The organism is Micrococcus sp. PSi08, from assembly GCF_054960655.1.
Genome location: NZ_JBHNYP010000018.1, coordinates 43,155 through 58,660 on the forward strand (window position 1 = coordinate 43,155; position 15,506 = coordinate 58,660).

Consider the following 15,506-nt stretch of genomic DNA (forward strand, 5'->3'; position numbering starts at 1 on the left):
GGCACCGGGCGGGTCCGGCTCAGGACAGGGTGAGCAGCACCTTGCCCGTCGTCGACCGGGACTCGAGGGCGGCGTGCGCGGCGGCCGCGTCCGCCAGCGGGAAGCGCTCGCCGATCCGTACGTCGAGCTCGCCGGAGGCCCACGCCCCGAACACCTCTCCACCACGCCAGCGGGTCTCCTCGCCCGTGCGCGTGTAGTGCACCAGCGAGGGCCGGGTGACGTACAGCGAGCCGGCCGCGTTGAGCCGCTGCAGGTCGAAGGGGGGCACCTGCCCGGAGGCCCCGCCGAAGAGCACGAGTGTGCCGCGCACGCGCAGCACCTCGAGCGAGGTGTCGAAGGTGTCCTTCCCCACGCCGTCGTACACGACGTGCGCGCCCTCGCCGTCCGTCAGCTCCGCCACCGTGGCGGCGAGGTCCGGATAGTCCACCGCGGCAACGGCGCCCGCGCCCCGGGACAGCTCCCGCTTCTCCTCCGTGGACGCCGTGGTGACCACGCGGGCGCCGCGGGCCGTCGCGAGCTGGGTGAGCAGGAGCCCCACCCCGCCGGCACCGGCCGTCACGACCACCGTGTGGCCCTCCTCCACCGGGAAGGTGGACCGGCAGAGGTAGTGGGCCGTCATGCCCTGCAGCGGAAGGGCGGCGGCCTCGGCCAGGTCGATGCCCTCCGGGACGGTGAGGAGACGATCCGCGGGGGCGGTGAAGTGCTCGGCGTACGCACCGGTGGCCGTCGCGGTGGCGACACGGGCCCCCAGGAGCCCGGCGTCCACGCCCTCGCCGAGCGCGACGACCTCGCCGGAGCCCTCCGTACCGGGGGTGAAGGGCAGGTCCATCGTGTAGACCCCGGAGCGCTGGTACGTCTCGATGAAGTTCAGGCCCGCCGCGGCGGTCCGCACCAGCACGTGCCCCGGCGCGGGGGAGGGCACCTCCGTCTCGGTCCACTGCAGGACCTCGGGGCCGCCCGTGGCGGACACGACGACGGCGTGGTGGGTGCGGGGGACGGCGGGGGTGTTCGCAGTGGTCATGGCCCCACTCTAGGAGCGGGCCGGGCCATCCGGCCCGGCCCGGGGGACCCGAGGCGCCGCATAGATATTCGGTGCAACGCATATCTGCGCTAGGATGAAGCCATGACCCACACCGTCGCCGTCTCCGGAGCCAGCGGCTACGCCGGGGGAGAGGCCCTGCGCCTGCTCGCCGGCCACCCGTCCGTCACCGTCGGAGCCATCACGGCCCACTCGAACGCGGGGGAGCGCCTCGGCGCTCTCCAGCCGCACCTGCACGCCCTGGCGGACCGCGTCCTCGCCGAGACCACCGCGGAGGTCCTCGCCGGCCACGACGTCGTGATCCTCGCGCTGCCCCACGGGGCCTCCGGGGCGCTGGCGGCCGAGATCGCAGAGCGATCCCCGGACACCCTGGTGATCGACGCGGGCGCCGACCACCGCCTCGAGTCAGCCGCAGACTGGGAGGCCTTCTACGGCACCGCGCACGCCGGGACCTGGCCCTACGGCCTGCCCGAGCTGCCCGGTCAGCGTGAGCGACTCGCCGGCACCCGCCGCATCGCCGTCCCCGGGTGCTACCCGACCACCTCGATCCTCGCCCTCGCGCCCGGCTTCGCCGCGGGGCTGCTCGAGCCGCAGGACGTGGTGATCGTCGCCGCCTCGGGCACCTCCGGGGCGGGCAAGGCGCTCAAGCCGCACCTGCTCGGCGCCGAGGTCATGGGCGGGATGAGCCCGTACGGCGTCGGTGGCGGGCACCGGCACACCCCGGAGATCGAGCAGGGCCTGGCCCAGGCGGCCGGCGAGCCGGTCCGCGTCTCCTTCACGCCCACGCTCGCGCCGATGCCGCGCGGCATCCTCGCGACGGCCACGGCGCGGCTGCGCCCCGGCGTGGCCGCCGCGGACGTGCGCGCGGCATGGGCCGCGGCCTACGGCGGCGAACGCTTCGTGCACCTGCTGCCCGAGGGGCAGTGGCCGACGACGAAGGCGGTCCTCGGCTCCAACCACGTGCAGCTGCAGCTCGCCGTGGATGAGCGTGCCGGCCGCGTGATCGTCTGCGCGGTGCTCGACAACCTCACCAAGGGCACGGCCGGCGGCGCCGTGCAGTCCATGAACATCGCCCTGGGCCTGCCGGAGCAGGCGGGGCTCGAGCAGCAGGGGGTCGCGCCGTGAGCGTCACCGCAGCACAGGGGTTCCGGGCGGCCGGCGTCACCGCGGGGCTGAAGGCCTCGGGCACGCCCGACGTCGCCGTCGTCGTCAACCAGGGCCCGCGCGACGCGGCGGCCGCCGTCCTCACCGAGAACCGGGTGGCGGCCGCCCCCGTGGTCTGGACCCGCCGCGCCGTGCGGGACGGCCGCGCGACCGCGGTCGTCCTGAACTCCGGCGGGGCCAACGCGGCCACCGGCGCCGAGGGCCTCGAGGACGCCCGTCGCACCGCCGAGCACGCGGCCGCCGCCCTCGGAACCGCCGCCGACGACGTGCTCGTCTGCTCGACCGGCCTCATCGGCGAGCGCCTGCCGATGGACACGCTCACCGCGGGCGTGGCCGAGGCGGTCGCCGCCCTCAGTCCGGACGGCGGCGAGGACGCCGCCGTCGCGATCAAGACCACGGACACCGTGGCCAAGACCGCCGTGGCCCGCGGCGCGGGCTTCACCGTGGGCGGCATGGCCAAAGGGGCGGGCATGCTGGCACCCGGCATGGCCACGATGCTCAGCGTCATCACCACGGACGCCGACGTCCCCGCCCCCGCCCTCGACGCGGCCCTGCGCGAGGCCGTGCGCGCCACCTTCAACCGGGTCGACTCGGACGGGTGCATGTCCACCAATGACACCGTGATCCTGCTGGCCTCGGGCGCGTCCGGGACGGCGCCCGAGCCCGCGGCGTTCGCCGCGGCCCTCCACGAGGTCTGCGCGGACCTGTCCCGCCAGCTCGTCGCCGACGCCGAGGGTGCCCGGCACGACATCGCCGTGCGCGTGGTCCACGCCGAGACCGAGGAGGCGGCCGAGGCCGTCGCGCGCGCTGTCGGCCGCTCCAACCTGTTCAAGACCGCGATCTTCGGCCAGGACCCGAACTGGGGACGCGTGATCGCCGCCGTCGGCACGGTCCCGGAGTCGGTCGCCGCCTTCGACCCGTACGCCCTCGACGTGCGCTTCAACGGCGTCCAGGTGTGCCGCGCCTCCGGCGTGGGAGAGGACCGCTCCCGCGTGGACCTGACGGCCCGCGAGGTGCTCGTCGAGGTCGACCTGCACGCCGGCGACGCCGAGGCCACGGTCTGGACCAACGACCTGACGCACGACTACGTCCACGAGAACTCCGCCTACTCCACGTGAGGACCCCCAGCATGACCCCGCACACCGATCCGGCCACGGCGGCCGCGCCCGTCCTGTCCACCGCGGACCGGCTCGACCGCGCCGAGTCCAAGGCGGAGGTCCTCGTCGAGGCCCTGCCCTGGATCCGGCGGTTCGCCGGCACCGTCATGGTCGTCAAGTACGGCGGCAACGCCATGGTGTCGGAGGAGCTGCGCCGGGCGTTCGCCGAGGACATCGTGTTCCTGCACCACGTGGGGGTCCACCCCGTGGTGGTGCACGGCGGCGGCCCGCAGATCAACGCGATGCTCGACCGCCTCGGCATCGCCTCGGAGTTCCGCGGCGGCCTGCGCGTGACCACCGAGGAGGCCATGGACGTGGTCCGCATGGTGCTCACGGGACAGGTGGGCCGCGAGCTGGTCGGCCTCGTGAACTCCCACGGCCCGTACGCCGTCGGCTTCTCCGGCGAGGACGCGGGGCTGCTGCGCGCCCGCCGCACGGGCGCCGTCGTCGACGGCCAGGAGGTGGACCTCGGCCTCGTGGGAGAGGTCACCGGAGTCGACCCGACCGCGATCCTCGACGTGATCGAGTCCGGGCGGATCCCCGTGGTCTCGTCGGTCGCCCCCGAGATCAACGACGACGGCGAGCCCACCGGGCAGGTCCTCAACGTCAATGCGGACACCGCCGCCGCGGCCCTGGCCGCCGCCCTCGGCGCCGCGAAGCTCGTGCTGCTCACCGACGTCGAAGGCCTCTACGCCGACTGGCCGGACCGCGACTCCCTCATCAGCTCGCTCACCGCCGCCCAGCTGCGCGCGCTGCTGCCCTCCCTGGCCTCCGGGATGATCCCGAAGATGGCCGCGTGCCTGGCGGCCGTGGACGCCGGCGTGCAGCGCGCCCACGTCGTGGACGGCCGCCGCCCCCACTCGATGCTGCTCGAGGTCTTCACCTCTGCGGGCGTCGGCACCCAGGTGGTGCCCGACGCCGAGCCCACCGCCCCGACCACCCCCGAGGAGGACGCATGAGCACCGACCAGTCCGCGCTGCTGGAGCGCTACCACGCCGCCCTGACCGGAGTCTTCGGCCGCCCCACCCGCGTGCTCGTGCGCGGCGAGGGGGTCCACGTGTGGGACGCCGACGGCCGGCGCTACACGGACCTGCTGGCCGGCATCGCCGTGAACGCGCTCGGCCACGGCCACCCGGCGCTGGTGCGGGCGGTGTCCGAGCAGGTCGCCACGCTCGGCCACGTGTCCAACCTCTTCACCTCCGAGCCGCAGATCCGCCTGGCCGAGCGCCTGCTGGAGCTGGCCGGCGCGCCCGCGGGCTCCACCGTGTTCTTCGCGAACTCCGGCACGGAGGCCAACGAGGCCGCGTTCAAGCTCGCCCGCCGCCACGGTGCGGACGACCCGTCCGGCCGCCGGACGCGGGTGATCGCGCTCGAGCGGGCCTTCCACGGCCGCACGATGGGCGCCCTCGCGCTCACGCACAAGGAGGCCTACCGGGCGCCCTTCGAGCCGCTGCCCGGCGGCGTGAAGCACGTGCCGGGCGGGGACGCCGCGGCCCTGCGGGCGGCCCTGGCCCCGGACGACGACGGCGCCACCGTCGCCGCCGTCATCCTCGAGCCGGTCCAGGGCGAGGCCGGCGTGCACGGCTGGCCGGCCGGCTACCTGGCCGAGGTGCGGGCCGCGACCCGCGAGGCCGGCGCCCTGATGATCCTCGACGAGGTGCAGTCCGGCGTGGGACGCACCGGCACGTGGTTCGGCTTCCAGAACCCGGCCGTCACCGGGGCGGCCGAGCCGGTGGTGCCCGACGCCTTCACCCTGGCGAAGGGACTGGGCGGCGGCGTGCCGATCGGGGCGCTCGTGTGCGTCGGCCCCGCCGTCTCCGGGCTGCTCACCGCCGGCCAGCACGGCACCACGTTCGGCGGCAACCCCCTGGCCACCGCCGCGGGCCTGGCCGTGCTCCAGACCGTCGAGGACGAGGGCCTGCTCGGCCACGTCCGCGCCGCGGGCGAGGCCGTGGCCGCCCTGCTGGAGGACCTGCCCGAGGTGGCCGCGGTCCGCGGTCACGGCCTGTGGATCGGCGTCGACCTGGCCGACCCCGCGGGACCGGCCCCGGCCGGCGGGCTGGCCCCCGCCGTCGTCGCCGCCGGCCTCGAGGCGGGCTGGATCCTCAACGCCACCGGCCCCTCCACCCTGCGCCTGGCCCCGCCGCTGACCGTGCCCGTGGCCGAGCTCGAGCGCTTCGCCGCGGCCCTGCCCGGGCTCGTGGCCGCCGCCCTGACCCCCGCCGAAGGAGACCGCCCATGACCCCCGCTGCCGCCGTCCGCCACTTCCTGGTGGACACGGACCTCACCCCGGCCGAGCAGGCCGAGGTGCTCGACCTCGCCGCGCAGATGAAGGCCGACCGGTTCCGGCACCGCCCGCTGGCCGGGCCCCGGACCGGCATCGTGTTCTTCGACAAGACCTCCACGCGCACCCGCGTCTCGTTCGCGGCCGGCATCGCCGAGCTCGGCGGGACGCCGCTGATCGTGAACCCGGGGGAGTCGCAGCTGGGCCACAAGGAGTCCGTGGCGGACACGGCCCGCGTGCTGGAGCGGATGGTCGGCGTCATCGTCTGGCGCACGTTCGCGCAGGCCGGTCTCGAGGAGATGGCCGCCCATTCCTCGGTGCCCGTGGTCAATGCGCTCAGCGACGACTACCACCCCTGTCAGATCCTCGCCGACCTGCTGACGGTGCGCGAGCACCTCGGCGGCACGGCGGGCCGCACTCTGACGTATCTGGGGGACGCGGCGAACAACATGGCCCACTCGTATCTGCTCGGCTGCGCGACGGCCGGCATGCACGTGCGGGTCGCCGGCCCCGAGGGGCACCTGCCTGCCGAGGACGTCGTGGCCGCCGCTCGACAGCGGGCGGCGGAGACGGGCGGTTCCGTCCTCGTCACGACGGACGCGGCCGAGGCCCTGGCGGGCGCGGACGTCGTCGTGACCGACACGTGGGTGTCCATGGGCCAGGAGGAGGAGAAGGAGGCCCGCCTGGCGCTGTTCCGGGACTACCAGGTGGACGCCGCCGCGATGGCGCGGGCGGCCGACGACGCGATCTTCCTGCACTGCCTGCCCGCGTACCGGGGCTACGAGGTCACGGCCGAGGTGATCGACGGGCCGCGGTCCGTGGTGTTCGACGAGGCCGAGAACCGGCTGCACGCGCAGAAGGCGCTCATCGCCTGGCTGCTGTACCGCTCCGGCCTGGCCGAGGAGCCGCGCTGATGGCCGCCCCCACGACGAAGATCGCCCGTCAGGCCGCGATCCGGGAGATCCTGGCCACCCGGGGCATCCGCTCCCAGGCCGAACTCTCGGACGCCCTGGGCGATCGCGGGCTGTCCGTCACCCAGGGCACGCTCTCGCGGGACCTGGTGGACCTCGGCGCGGTGCGGACGCGCGGGCCGGCCGGCATGGTCTACGCCCTGCCGGCGGAGGGCGACGACGGCGCCGTGCCGGGCCGCGGTTCGGACGCGCAGCTGAACCGGCTGGCGAGCATGGCCCGCGAGCTGCTCGTCTCCGCCGAGCCCACGGCGAACCTCGTGGTCCTGCGCACGCCCCCGGGTGCGGCGCAGTTCCTGGCCAGCGTGATCGACCAGGCGCGCGTGGAGCACGTGATGGGCACGATCGCCGGCGACGACACCATCCTCCTCATCACCACGGGGACCACGTCCGCCCCGGCCGTCGCGGCCCACCTGCTGGGTCTGGCGGGCTAACCGACCCGTCCGGCCCCGCCCGCGCGGGTGACGGGCACCAGGCACGAGGAAGGCCCCCGCCGACGGCGGGGGCCTTCCTCGTGTGGTACCGGTCCGGGGGACCGGTCAGGCGTCTCAGGCCTGCGGCAGGACGAGCTCCTGGCCGACGTAGATCACGGCGGCGTCGGAGACGGCGCCCTTGTTGGCCTCGTAGAGGGCGGTCCAGCCACCCTCCACCTCGTACTCGTTGGCGAGCTTCCAGAGGGAGTCACCGGACTTGACGACGATGGTCTCGGCCTCGGCGACGACGGCCTGCTCCGCGGCAGCGGCCTGCTCCGCGGCGGCAGCCTTCTGAGCGGCGGCCTTCTCCGCGGCGGCAGCCTTCTGAGCGGCGGCCTTCTCAGCGGCAGCGGCCTTCTGAGCGGCAGCCTTCTCCGCGGCGGCGGCACGCTGGGCGGCAGCCTTGTCGGCGGCGGCCTGCTCGGCAGCAGCCTGCTTGGCGGCCCAGCGCTCGGCGGCGGCCTGGTCGGCAGCAGCCTGCTTGGCGGCCCAGCGCTCGGCCGCGGCCTGGTCGGCAGCAGCCTGCTCAGCCGCGGCCTGGTCGGCAGCAGCCTGCTCAGCCGCAGCCTGGTCGGCAGCAGTCTCGTCCGCGGCGGACTGGCGCTGCACGGTGGCGGTGCGCTCCACGGCGACCGGGGCGGCGTCCACGTCGCCGGCGTCCGCGTCAGCCTGGGTCAGGCCCAGCTTCTGCGAGCACAGCGGCCAGGCGCCCCAGCCCTGCAGGTCCTGGAGGATCTCGGCGCGCTTGATCTGCTCGGCCTTCGAGGCCTGATGCGGGTAGCCCTCGCCGCCGACGGCCTGCCAGGAGGACAGGGTGAACTGCACGCCGCCGTAGAAGCCGTTGCCGGTGTTGATGTCCCAGGTGCCGCTGGACTCGCACTCGGCGAGGCGGTCCCAGGTGTCCACGGTGGCGGCCTGGGCCGGGGCGGAGAAGCCCACGGCGGCGGCGCCGGCGAGGGTCATGCCCGCGACGATCGAGGCGGTGGCACGGCGGGAGCGGGTGGCGGAAGTGGTGAAGAGAGTCATGGTGTCCATGGCGAGTCCTCGCTGATCGGCGGCCGAGGCGCACCGGGGTCGTCCTTCTCCTTGGTCGGGTCATGCCCTCCGTCGGTTCGAGACGACCCAGCAGCGGGCGACCGTCGGAGGGGGTTCGATGTCGTGGCCTCCCCGTCCCCGACCTCTCGGTCAGATCACGGTTCGATCACGAATCGGCTACGGAAGAGTCAACGACGGGAGCCCCCCTCGCGTCAAATCATGGGTCGACGGATTCTTGCCCGTCTGTCTGAAATTTGAGAACGGGTGACGAATCGATCCCTAGAGTCGTGGGCGCGTGGATGAAATGCACGCTACTGGTCGGATTTGCTGTCATGGTGTCTGATCCGCCGGTGTGGACAACCTCCGTCACAGGGGCATGGGCGAAGGTCACGATCGACGGCCGAGGCCGTGACCTGAGTCGCGTTCGACCCGGGATTCGAGGGCGGAGCGATGGTCGCCCGTGGCCGTCGCTGTCGGCGCAGAGGGGCTGCACAGGGGCCATCGGGAGCTGATATTCCGTCAGTTGCATATTTATTCAAGATCCGGGTAGGATCGCCACCGAGCACGCCTCCGACGGCCACGTGCCGCGCTGGGAGACCCCCCCTATATAAAGAGGAGAAAACGTGAAGGAACGCATCATCCTTGCCTACTCGGGCGGCCTGGACACCTCGGTGGCCATCGGCTGGATCGCCGAGGCCACGGGCGCCGAGGTCGTCGCCGTCGCGGTCGACGTGGGCCAGGGGGGCGAGTCCCTCGAGACGATCCGCCAGCGCGCCCTGGACTGCGGCGCCGTCGAGGCCTACGTCGCCGACGCGCGTGACGAGTTCGCCGAGCAGTACTGCATGCCCACGCTCAAGGCCAACGCCCTCTACATGGACGCCTACCCGCTGGTCTCCGCGATCTCGCGCCCGGTGATCTCCCGCCACCTGGTCGCGGCGGCCCGCCAGTTCGGCGCCTCGACGGTGGCGCACGGCTGCACCGGCAAGGGCAACGACCAGGTCCGCTTCGAGGTCTCCATTCAGACCCTCGGGCCCGACCTGAAGTGCATCGCCCCGGTGCGCGACCTCGCCCTGACCCGTGAGAAGGCCATCGAGTACGCCCAGCGCAACGACCTGCCGATCGTCACCACCAAGAAGAACCCGTTCTCGATCGACCAGAACGTGTGGGGCCGCGCCGTCGAGACCGGCTTCCTCGAGGACATCTGGAACGGCCCCACGAAGGACGTCTACGACTACACGGACGACCCCGCCTTCCCGCCGGCGCCGGACGTGGTCACGATCGCCTTCGAGCGCGGCGTCCCCACGGCCCTCGACGGCCGCGCGCTGAGCCCGCTGGAGATCATCGAGGAGCTCAACCGCCGGGCCGGTGCCCAGGGCGTGGGCCGGATCGACATCGTCGAGGACCGCCTCGTGGGCATCAAGTCCCGCGAGATCTACGAGGCACCGGGGGCCATGGCGCTGATCGCGGCCCACCGTGAGCTCGAGAACGTCACCCTGGAGCGTGAACAGGCGCGCTTCAAGAAGCATGTGGACCAGCGGTGGACCGAGCTGGTCTACGACGGCCAGTGGTACTCCCCGCTGAAGCGGAACCTGGACACGTTCATCGACGCGACCCAGGAGCACGTCAACGGTGAGATCCGCCTGGAGCTCCACGGCGGCCGCGCCACGGTGCAGGGTCGCCGGTCCGAGACCGGCCTGTACGACTTCAACCTCGCCACGTACGACGAGGGCGACTCGTTCGACCAGTCCTCGGCCCGCGGGTTCATCGACATCTTCGGCCTGTCCGCGAAGACGGCCTCCGAGCGCGAGCAGCGCCTGCGCGGCAGCGACGACCTCCAGGACGTCGCCCGCCTGTCCAACGACTGACCCCGCACGCCCCGTGCACGACGGCGGCCCGCCCGCGACCGGGCCGGCCGCCGTCGGCCTGTCACCGACCTCGAGGAGACCTTCGATGACCGAGAACACCGATGCCCGCCACGGGACCAACGAGGGCGCCCTGTGGGGCGGCCGCTTCGCCGGCGGCCCTTCCGAGGCGCTCGCCGCGCTCAGCAAGTCAACGCACTTCGACTGGCGCCTGGCGCCCTATGACATCGCGGGTTCCCGTGCCCACGCCCGGGTGCTGCACACCGCCGGTCTGCTCAGTGCGGACGACCTGGACGGGATGATCGCGGCCCTCGACCGTCTCGAGGCGGACGTGCGTTCCGGTGCCTACACCCCGGCGGCGTCCGATGAGGACGTGCACGGCTCGCTCGAGCGCGGCCTCATCGAGCGGGCCGGTCCCGAGCTCGGCGGCCGCCTGCGGGCCGGCCGATCCCGCAACGACCAGGTCGCCACCCTCGGCCGGATGTTCCTGCGCGACCACGCCCGCATCATCGCGCGGGGCGTGATCGCCACGGTGGACGCGCTGCTCGATCAGGCGCGGGCGCACCCGCACGCGCCGATGCCGGGCCGCACCCACCTGCAGCACGCGCAGCCCGTCCTGCTCTCGCACCACCTGCTCGCGCACGCCTGGGCGTTCGCGCGGGACCTGCAGCGGCTCGTGGACTGGGACGCGCGCGCGGCCGTCTCGCCGTACGGCTCCGGGGCCCTGGCAGGCTCCTCCCTGGGTCTGGACCCGAACGCCGTGGCCACCGAGCTCGGCTTCGAGTCGGCCGTGTGGAACTCGATCGACGGCACCGCCGCCCGCGACGTGTACGCGGAGTTCGCGTGGGTCGCCGCGATGGTCGGCGTCGACCTGTCCCGCATCTCGGAGGAGGTCATCTTCTGGGCCACCAAGGAGGCGGGCTTCGTGACGCTGCACGACGCGTACTCCACAGGGTCCTCGATCATGCCGCAGAAGAAGAACCCGGACGTCGCCGAGCTGGCCCGCGGCAAGTCCGGCCGCCTCATCGGCGACCTCACGGGGCTGCTGGCCACGCTCAAGGGCATGCCGCTGGCCTACAACCGCGACCTGCAGGAGGACAAGGAGCCCGTCTTCGACGCCGCGGACACCCTCGAGCTGCTGCTGCCCGCCGTCTCCGGGATGATCGCCACCCTCGAGTTCCAGACGGAGCGCATGGCGGAGCTGGCCCCGCAGGGCTTCGCGCTGGCCACCGACGTCGCCGAGTGGCTCGTCCGCCAGGGGGTCCCGTTCCGCGAGGCCCACGAGCTGTCCGGCGAGGCCGTGAAGGCGGCCGAGGCCCGGGGCGTGGAGCTGTGGGACCTCACGGACGATGAGTACGCGGCCATCTCGCCGGCGCTGACCCCGCAGGTCCGCGAGGTGCTCAGCACGGAGGGCTCGCTCGCCTCTCGCGACGCCCAGGGCGGGACCGCGCCGACGGCCGTCGCGGCGCAGATCGGGGCGCTCGAGGACGCCCTGGAACCGCTGCGCCGCTGGGCCGACACGCCGGGCTCCGTCGTCGACGCCCGCTGACGCGGTCGCCCGGTCGAGTCGGCGTCGGCCGGGCCGGACGCGGCGGTGCCCGGCAGGGCACCGCCGCGTCACCCGCCGTTCACCGCGGTCGGCGTAGCATGGGTGGTCACTTTTCCGCCGGGCGGGCCGCAGCGTGGTCCGCCTCTCACCGCACCGCGAGGGCCCCCGATGACCGATACCGTGTCCGTCCGCCAGTCCGAGCTCGACCTCGAGCGGGGTCGGGTCGCCGAGCGGTACGCCCGCCTCGACGCCCTGCGTGAGGAGAAGGAGCGCCAGCTCGCGGCCGTGCGCCGGACCGGCCCGCAGGGGTCGCTGCAGAACCACTCCGAGCGCGACGCCTTCGCCAGCCTCTACGAGGACCGACTCGCCCAGCTCTACGCCGTGGACGACCGCCTCGTCTTCGGCCGGCTCGACCTCGACGCCGAGCGGGAGGGTGGGGCCGACGAGCAGCGGTACATCGGGCGCATCGGCCTCACCACCGAGGACCACGAGCGCCTCCTCGTCGACTGGCGCGCGGCCGAGGCCGGCGCCTTCTACCAGGCGACGGCGGCCCACCGGGGCCGCGTGCGCCGTCGTCGTCACCTGATGCTGCGGGGGCGCGAGGTGCGCGACCTCGAGGACGACATCCTGGACCCGACGCTGCTGGGCGAGGACGGCGTGCGCGCCGATGCCCAGGGTGCGCTGCTGGCCGCCGTCACCGCCCGACGCACGGGACGGATGGGGGACATCGTCGCCACGATCCAGGCGGAGCAGGACGAGGTGATCCGCGCGCCCCTGCCCGGGGCGGTCGTGGTGCAGGGCGGGCCCGGCACGGGGAAGACCGCCGTCGCCCTGCACCGCGCCGCCTACCTGCTGTACACCCACCGGGAGCGCCTCGCCCGCTCGGGCGTGCTGATCGTCGGCCCCTCGACCGCGTTCATGCGGTACATCGAGCGGGTGCTGCCCTCGCTGGGCGAGACGGGTGTCGTGATGTCCTCGCTGGGGACGCTGATGCCGGGCGTGCGGGCCGTCCCGGAGCGGGACCTCGACGCGGCGGCGGTGAAGGGCCGGCTGGACATGGTGGACGCCGTCGCCCACGCGGTCGCGCAGCGCCAGCGCCTGCTCGTCGAGCCGCGGCGCCTGATGATCGACGGCACGGCCGTCAAGCTCAAGCCGGCCATGGTCCGGCGCGCCCGGGACAAGGCACGGGCCACCCGCAAGCCCCACAACGAGGCCCGGGTGACGTTCGTGAAGATCCTCGTCCGCGAGCTCGCGGAGAAGCTGCGCAAGAAGCTGGAGAAGTCCTCGGGCGCCCCGGTGCAGCGTGACCTCCTGCTGGAGGACGTGCGCACCTCGCGCGACGTGCGCATCGCGCTCAACCTCTGCTGGATGCCGCTGACGCCGGAGAAGCTCATCGGCGACCTCCTCACCCGGGAGGACCTGCTCCGGGCGGCGGCCCCGTGGCTCTCCGACGCCGAGGTCGGCACGCTCCTGCGGCCGGCCGACGCCCCCTGGACCGAGGCCGACGTGCCCCTGCTGGACGAGGCGGCCGAGCTGCTCGGACGCCTCGAGACCCCGGGCCGGGGCGGTGAGTTCGCGGCCCAGCACGAGCGCAACCTCGAGAACGCCAGGGCGTCCCTGGAGAACATGCACCAGACGCTCGCGGACCTGGGCGTCGACGGCGTCGTGGACGCCGAGCAGCTGGCCGCGGCCAATGAGGCACGCGGGGTGCGACGGACCACCGCTGAGACCGCGGCCCACGACCGCACCTGGACGTACGGGCACGTGGTGGTGGACGAGGCTCAGGAGCTCTCTCCGATGCAGTGGCGCCTGCTGGCGCGCCGCTGCCCGATGAAGTCGTTCACCATCGTGGGGGACATCGCGCAGTCCTCCCGTCGTGACGCGGCCGGCTCGTGGGCGTCCGTCCTCGCCCCGGAGTTCGGGGACCGCTGGCGCCTGGAAGAGCTGACCGTGAACTACCGCTCGCCCGCGCGCGTGATGCGCTGGGCCGCGCAGGTCGCACGGGCGGCCGGGCTCGAGGTCTCCCATCCGCGCGCCGTGCGCGAGGGCGACCACCGCCCGCGCCTGGTGACGGAGCCGGGCGGGGACGTCGCGGCCCTGGCCCTCGACGCGGTCGAGGTCGAGCGGGACCGCGTGCCCGAGGCCCTGACCGCCGTGATCGCCCCCGCCGAGCGGACGGGGGAGCTGCTCACGGCCCTCCGGGAGCGGTGGGGGGAGGCGGCCGTGGACACCGCGCCGCTGCCCGGCGTCGAGATCGTCGTCGCCACCCCGTGGGAGACCAAGGGGCTGGAGTTCGACACCGTCGTGCTCGTCTCGCCCGAGCGGATCGTGGCCGACGCGCGCGGCGTGGTGGGCGATCTGTACGTGGCGATGACCCGCGCCACCCAGTCGCTGTCCGTCGTCGCCGGGACGGACGCGGCCGCGCTGCCGGCCGGGCTGGCGGACGTCCCGGAGTGAGCCCCGCGGGCGACGTCGCACGTGCACGGCGTCGCGGAGGCGCGCGGGCGCGTCGCTAGGCTGGGGGCTATGGCACCCCAGAACGAGGAGCGCGCGGCCCGACTGCGCGCACAGGCGAACGACCCGAGCTTCGAGAACGTCTGGCAGGAGCTGCGCTGGCGCGGGCTCGTGCACGTCTCGACGGACGAGGCCGCGCTGGAACAGGCGCTGGCCGGGGAGCCCGTCTCGTATTACTGCGGCTTCGACCCGACCGCTCCGTCTCTCCACCTGGGACACCTGGTCCAGCTGCTCACACTGCGCCGCCTGCAGCTCGCCGGCCACCGCCCGTATGCCCTCGTGGGCGGCGCCACCGGCCTCATCGGCGACCCGCGGCAGACCTCGGAGCGCGTCCTGAACTCGCAGGAGACCGTGGCGGCGTGGGTGGAGTCGCTGCGCGCGCAGATCGAGCCGTACCTCTCCTTCGAGGGGGAGAACGCGGCGACCATGGTCAACAACCTGGACTGGACCGCGGGCATGAGCGCGCTGGACTTCCTGCGGGACGTCGGCAAGAACTTCCGCGTCGGCACGATGGTGAAGAAGGAGATCGTGGCCAAGCGCCTGAACTCTGATGAGGGCATCTCCTACACGGAGTTCTCCTACCAGGTGCTGCAGGGCAACGACTTCCTCGAGCTGCACCGCCGGCACGGCGTGACCCTCCAGACCGGCGGCTCCGACCAGTGGGGCAACCTCACCGCCGGCACCGAGCTGATCCGCAAGGTGGAGGGGACCCACGCCCATGCGCTGGGCACGCCGCTGATCACGAACGCGGACGGCACCAAGTTCGGCAAGTCCGAGGGCAACGCCGTCTGGCTCGACGCGGAGATGTGCTCCCCGTACGCCTTCTACCAGTTCTGGCTCAACACGGCGGACGCGGACGTCGTCGACCGGCTCAAGGTCTTCACGTTCCTGACCCGCGCGGAGATCGAGGAGTACGCGCAGAAGGTGGCCGACGAGCCGTTCCGCCGGGAAGCCCAGAGGCGCCTGGCGTGGGAGGTCACGGCGCTGGCCCACGGAGAGGAGACGACGACGAAGGTCATCGAGGCCTCCCAGGCGGTGTTCGGAGGCGGCGACCTCACCACGGTGGACCCGGACACGCTGACCGCCGTGCTGGCCGAGCTGCCGCAGGCCGACCGGACCCAGTGGGAGGGGGAGCCGGGCACCGTGACCGCGGTCGAGCTGCTGGTCTCCACCGGGCTGGTCGCCTCGCGCTCCGAGGCGCGTCGGACGGTGCGCGACGGCGGCGCGTCGGTGAACAACGTGCGGGTGACGGATGCCGACCAGGTGTTCACCCGAGACGACGCCCTCGCCGGCCGGCACCTGCTGGTGCGCCGGGGCAAGAAGAACATGGCGGGTGCGGACCTGGGGGAGGCCTGACCACGGCCGCAGACCACCGGTGTCCACCGGGTCGCCAGAAGTGACCGAGGACACGACGGGCGGCGACGGCGGAGGAACCGCCCACGGGAGGAGCACCGGGCCCGG

The 15,506-nt window shown here is 73.8% G+C and carries 12 protein-coding genes; 10 read left to right on the forward strand and 2 right to left on the reverse strand.

All coding sequences use genetic code 11. From position 1 onward, the window contains the following. Positions 1-19: 19 nt before the first annotated feature. Entirely contained in the window at positions 20-1,021 is a 1,002-nt protein-coding gene (locus tag ACFI33_RS07750) for a quinone oxidoreductase family protein (RefSeq protein WP_044659907.1), read from the reverse strand. A 102-nt stretch (positions 1,022-1,123) separates the two neighbouring features. On the opposite strand from ACFI33_RS07750, the gene argC reads away from it, so the two are divergent. From argC to argR, 6 genes are read left to right on the forward strand one after another with little or no spacing between them, the layout of a single operon-like run. Further along, a complete protein-coding gene (argC, locus tag ACFI33_RS07755; RefSeq protein WP_044659908.1) occupies positions 1,124-2,164 on the forward strand; it encodes an N-acetyl-gamma-glutamyl-phosphate reductase in 1,041 nt (346 codons plus the stop codon). Then, positions 2,161-3,321 (forward strand): bifunctional glutamate N-acetyltransferase/amino-acid acetyltransferase ArgJ, encoded by a 1,161-nt coding sequence (argJ, locus tag ACFI33_RS07760; protein ID WP_078025582.1) that lies wholly within the window; start codon positions 2,161-2,163, stop codon positions 3,319-3,321. Before argC ends, argJ begins: the two co-directional genes overlap by 4 nt. A gap of 11 nt (positions 3,322-3,332) precedes the next feature. Next, positions 3,333-4,319 carry an acetylglutamate kinase gene (gene argB, locus ACFI33_RS07765; RefSeq protein WP_238692819.1) on the forward strand — a complete coding sequence of 329 codons (987 nt, stop codon included), beginning with the start codon at positions 3,333-3,335 and terminating at the stop codon, positions 4,317-4,319. Further along, on the forward strand, positions 4,316-5,602 hold the full coding sequence (locus ACFI33_RS07770) for an acetylornithine transaminase (RefSeq protein WP_095346942.1): 1,287 nt from the start codon (positions 4,316-4,318) through the stop codon (positions 5,600-5,602). The genes argB and ACFI33_RS07770 overlap by 4 nt, the downstream gene beginning before the upstream one ends. Then, positions 5,599-6,558, forward strand: coding sequence for an ornithine carbamoyltransferase (argF, locus tag ACFI33_RS07775; RefSeq protein ID WP_078025583.1), 960 nt, complete (start codon positions 5,599-5,601; stop codon positions 6,556-6,558). The genes ACFI33_RS07770 and argF overlap by 4 nt, the downstream gene beginning before the upstream one ends. After that, on the forward strand, positions 6,558-7,046 hold the full coding sequence (gene argR, locus ACFI33_RS07780) for an arginine repressor (protein WP_049147960.1): 489 nt from the start codon (positions 6,558-6,560) through the stop codon (positions 7,044-7,046). Before argF ends, argR begins: the two co-directional genes overlap by 1 nt. A gap of 114 nt (positions 7,047-7,160) precedes the next feature. On the opposite strand, the gene rpf is transcribed toward argR, so the two are convergent. Continuing rightward, the gene (gene rpf / locus ACFI33_RS07785; protein ID WP_078025584.1) at positions 7,161-8,120 is read right to left on the reverse strand and encodes a resuscitation-promoting factor Rpf; all 960 of its coding nucleotides are present in this window, start codon (positions 8,118-8,120) and stop codon (positions 7,161-7,163) included. Positions 8,121-8,743: 623 nt separating this feature from the next. On the opposite strand from rpf, the gene ACFI33_RS07790 reads away from it, so the two are divergent. The 4 genes from ACFI33_RS07790 to tyrS all read left to right on the forward strand — a co-directional run bounded on the left by ACFI33_RS07790 (position 8,744) and on the right by tyrS (position 15,401). Further along, positions 8,744-9,985: an argininosuccinate synthase gene (locus ACFI33_RS07790; protein ID WP_063190209.1), complete on the forward strand. Its 1,242-nt coding sequence runs from the start codon at positions 8,744-8,746 to the stop codon at positions 9,983-9,985. A gap of 85 nt (positions 9,986-10,070) precedes the next feature. Further along, entirely contained in the window at positions 10,071-11,531 is a 1,461-nt protein-coding gene (gene argH, locus ACFI33_RS07795) for an argininosuccinate lyase (protein WP_063190210.1), read from the forward strand. Positions 11,532-11,699: 168 nt separating this feature from the next. Continuing rightward, positions 11,700-13,988: a HelD family protein gene (locus tag ACFI33_RS07800; protein WP_063190211.1), complete on the forward strand. Its 2,289-nt coding sequence runs from the start codon at positions 11,700-11,702 to the stop codon at positions 13,986-13,988. 69 nt (positions 13,989-14,057) lie between these two features. After that, entirely contained in the window at positions 14,058-15,401 is a 1,344-nt protein-coding gene (gene tyrS / locus ACFI33_RS07805; protein ID WP_078025586.1) for a tyrosine--tRNA ligase, read from the forward strand. Positions 15,402-15,506 lie beyond the last annotated feature (105 nt).